This window comes from Pseudomaricurvus sp. (assembly GCF_965662505.1).
Classification (GTDB): Bacteria; Pseudomonadota; Gammaproteobacteria; order Pseudomonadales; family Cellvibrionaceae; genus Pseudomaricurvus.
Genome location: NZ_CBFIHX010000216.1, coordinates 1 through 3,066, shown reverse-complemented (window position 1 = coordinate 3,066; position 3,066 = coordinate 1). Strand labels below are relative to the sequence as shown.

6 protein-coding genes are annotated in these 3,066 nt (G+C 48.7%); 3 read left to right on the top strand and 3 right to left on the bottom strand.

The window, feature by feature from the left end:
• Positions 1–5 precede the first annotated feature (5 nt).
• On the top strand, positions 6–176 hold the full coding sequence (locus ACTG33_RS16815) for a putative quinol monooxygenase (protein ID WP_439136372.1): 171 nt from the start codon (positions 6–8) through the stop codon (positions 174–176).
• 75 nt (positions 177–251) lie between these two features.
• On the top strand, positions 252–614 hold the full coding sequence (locus ACTG33_RS16810; protein WP_439136370.1) for a hypothetical protein: 363 nt from the start codon (positions 252–254) through the stop codon (positions 612–614).
• 86 nt (positions 615–700) lie between these two features.
• Here the strand turns inward: ACTG33_RS16810 and ACTG33_RS16805 are convergent, their stop codons facing one another.
• Positions 701–1,315 (bottom strand): class I SAM-dependent methyltransferase, encoded by a 615-nt coding sequence (locus ACTG33_RS16805; protein ID WP_439136368.1) that lies wholly within the window; start codon positions 1,313–1,315, stop codon positions 701–703.
• Between the two features lie 135 nt (positions 1,316–1,450).
• Here ACTG33_RS16805 and ACTG33_RS16800 point away from each other — a divergent pair, with 135 nt between their 5' ends.
• The gene (locus ACTG33_RS16800; protein WP_439136366.1) at positions 1,451–1,738 is read left to right on the top strand and encodes a hypothetical protein; all 288 of its coding nucleotides are present in this window, start codon (positions 1,451–1,453) and stop codon (positions 1,736–1,738) included.
• A 160-nt stretch (positions 1,739–1,898) separates the two neighbouring features.
• On the opposite strand, the gene ACTG33_RS16795 is transcribed toward ACTG33_RS16800, so the two are convergent.
• Together ACTG33_RS16795 and ACTG33_RS16790 are read right to left on the bottom strand one after the other, a co-directional pair.
• Positions 1,899–2,795, bottom strand: coding sequence for an alpha/beta hydrolase family protein (locus ACTG33_RS16795; protein ID WP_439136365.1), 897 nt, complete (start codon positions 2,793–2,795; stop codon positions 1,899–1,901).
• A 15-nt stretch (positions 2,796–2,810) separates the two neighbouring features.
• The coding region (locus tag ACTG33_RS16790; RefSeq protein WP_439136364.1) for a MarR family winged helix-turn-helix transcriptional regulator at positions 2,811–3,066 on the bottom strand (256 nt) is incomplete at its 5' end.

Genomic DNA, 3,066 nt, shown 5'->3' with positions numbered 1-3,066 from the left:
GCTGTTTGTGCTTTGAGGTTACACAAAGCTCTGGCGATCCCTGTGTCTTTCAAGTGTATGAAGAGTTTGTGGATCGTGAGGCATTTGAGTTTCACCAGCAGCGAATTCGTACGTCAGAGTGGGGGCGGGTGTCGGTGAATGTGGAAAGGGATTATTCCATTGTGGGTTTGGATTAGTGGCGCAGCTGCACAGTGTTAGATTCAAACTATTATTAAAGGGGGCAATAATACCAAAGGCTGGAGACTTGATATATGACTAATACAACAGGTGAAGAGCAGTTTAAGGATTATACGGCTAAAGCTGGTGACGTCTCACGGAATCTTTCTTTAGCTGGTTTGGCTCTTGTGTGGTTTTTTAATAATGAAACATTGGCAACGCCATTAACAGGAAGTTTAAAGTGTGCATTTTTCGCCTTTGCGTTGAGCTTGGCAACTGACTTTATGCAATATTTTGTAGGCTCTTTGTTGTGGCTGAAAAATATAAATGAGCAAGAAGCCATAAAATGTAAAAAAACGCTGTTTGCAATCTATGGGTTTATTGCATTCAAACTTATATTTACACTCGTGGGATTTAGTTCGTTGCTATTGTATTTGATTTCCAAATGTTATTTATAACGTCTTTTGGATTTCACTCGTCTAGGCAGATGCCCAATCATTCGGTGCCGGGTCTCCGCATGAACCTTGGGTCTTTTCTCTGGCATCTAATCCGCAACCCCCCAATAGGTAAAGCCCATGGTCTTAGGTGTTTTGGGTACGTAGAGGGTGTCCATGTCTTTAATCTGAAAGCCGCCTTCTTGCAGCATCATGGGGATGTCGCGATTGAGGTGGCAGCCGCCGGCTATCTTGTTCCAGTAGGGATTGATGCGGTTCTGCCATTTTCGGACGGCTTCGTCCGGGGCTTTACCGTGTTCGCTGAACAGCAATTTGCCACCGGGTTTGAGTACCCGCCGCATTTGTTTGACTGCGGTCAGCCAATCGGGAATGGTGCACAGGGTGTAGGTGAGAACGACAGTGTCGGCGCTGTTGTCATCCAGAGGGATCTCTTCGCCGGGCAGATCCAGCCACTCCAGGTCAAATGGGGCAGCCTCTACACGAGGGCGGGCTTTTTCCCGCATACCGGCGGAAGGTTCCAGTCCCCAGACCTTTTCAACTCGCTCTGGACGGTAGTAGGGGATATTGAGGCCTGAACCCATGCCTATTTCCAGAATCCGCCCCTCGGCCTGAGGGACGACCTTCTCCCGCTGTTTTAAGACGGGTTTGGTGCCACAAGCACAGTTTATCAGGTGGGGTAGGATATGATCGTCGTAGAAGCTCATGCTGGACTCCAGCGCTTTGTCGTTATTTTATGTGACGAGCGTATCACTGGTAGTGGGGTTGATGACACTCCTACGATTTTTTGAACTATTCTCAAGAGACTGTCGTTCAAAAATAATCTCTAGAGAGGGAGAGTAATGAAAACGTTGATCGCTGCCCTGTTGGGTTTCAGTCTGTCTTTTTCTGTCGCTGTGCTGGCAGAGCCCAATAAACACGCCAATGATAAGGCCAAAGATAACTGGGAAGAAAAACATAAAGACTATAAAGATAAAAAACATGACATGAAGAAGGACTACGAAAAGCACAAACACGATGGTTATAAAGATCGGGACGACTACAAAGACTGGGATGATTATAAAGACAGTAAAGAGTACCGTGACCGGAAGAAAGACGCAGAAGAATGGCGAAAAGATAGAAAGGACTGAGCGCTCTCCTCTCCGTTCGCCCTGAGCCTGTCGAAGGGTCTGGACCGGTGGTTATTCGTTCGCCCTGAGCCTGTCGAAGGGCATGGCGCGGTGTACACCTTTTGACAAGCATCCTTCGACGGGCTCAAGATGAGCGAGTAGGGGACTTCTGCTTAGGCTTTCATGAAAGCCCGCTATCCAGTTTTGGCAAAATAGCTCCCTGCCATAGGGATTCTTTGTATTTATCGCGAAACCAGCCCAAGTGACCGATAGAACGTTCGCCAATCTCTTTGGGGTTAATGCGCACCATTGAGACGTGCTTTTGATTAAAAAACTGATGAAGCGAGTTAATGTTTTTAGACGACAGCATGTCGTCATCGGAAAACGAAATCGAGATAATGGGGATGTTAACGTCTGCATAGCGTTGGCGAATCTCAGGCCCTTCAGCCCCGGCGGCATAATCCTTGACCAGACACCAGCGGCGCCATTGGCGCATGACGTTGGCAGGCAGGTCGCCAACCATCTTCAGTTTTTTGCCAGGAAAGTACCCACATATAGCAACCGACAGCGGGGCAACCACGTACCACATCACCCAGACCACACGGCGAGTTTTAGGTGCGTTATAGCGCCAATAACCGGTGCCAGAGGCCATGGTGATGGCTTTGTTGAGTTTATCGCTGTTGCGCATAATGCCCAGTAGTTGTCCGCCGACGCTGTGCCCAATCCACTGCAGTGGCACATTGGGGTATGTTTGATGGGCGTATTCAATGACGGCTTCGCAGTCCTGTTCGCCCCAACTGCGCAAATCGGCATCGCAGTCTTTGAGAGGAGTTTGCAATGACAGGCCAGAGCCAAAGTAGTCAAAAGTTATGGCGGTGTGTCCCTGTTGAGCTAAAAAGCGGGCAAACTTTTCGTAGGCTCGTTGCGCGACACCCATGGCACCGGCAATGATAACCACCGATTTTGGATTGTGTGCCTCAAACAGTTTTGCCTGAACGCTGCGGCCTGATTCAGTGATGATGCTGTGTTCTGTTGGATTTATAGTATCCGGTTCTGGAACGACGGCTTGCATGTTCATGTGAGCATCCTTGCGTTAAAAGTTGGACATAAGGTGGGTCAAGAATTTCGCAATGACTTTGAGTTCGTCATCATTAAAATCGGCGCACATCAGCTGGTTTAACTGCTGAATCAAAGGGCGGGCATGACCGACTTTTTCTTTGCCTTGTTTGGTTAAGTACAAGCGCGAGGCTCGGCCATCATCCGGACAGGGCTTGCGAACGATAAAGCCATTTTGTTCAAGGCGATTGCCCAGACCGGTCAGCGCGGAGTTGTTGATATCCAGTGAGCTG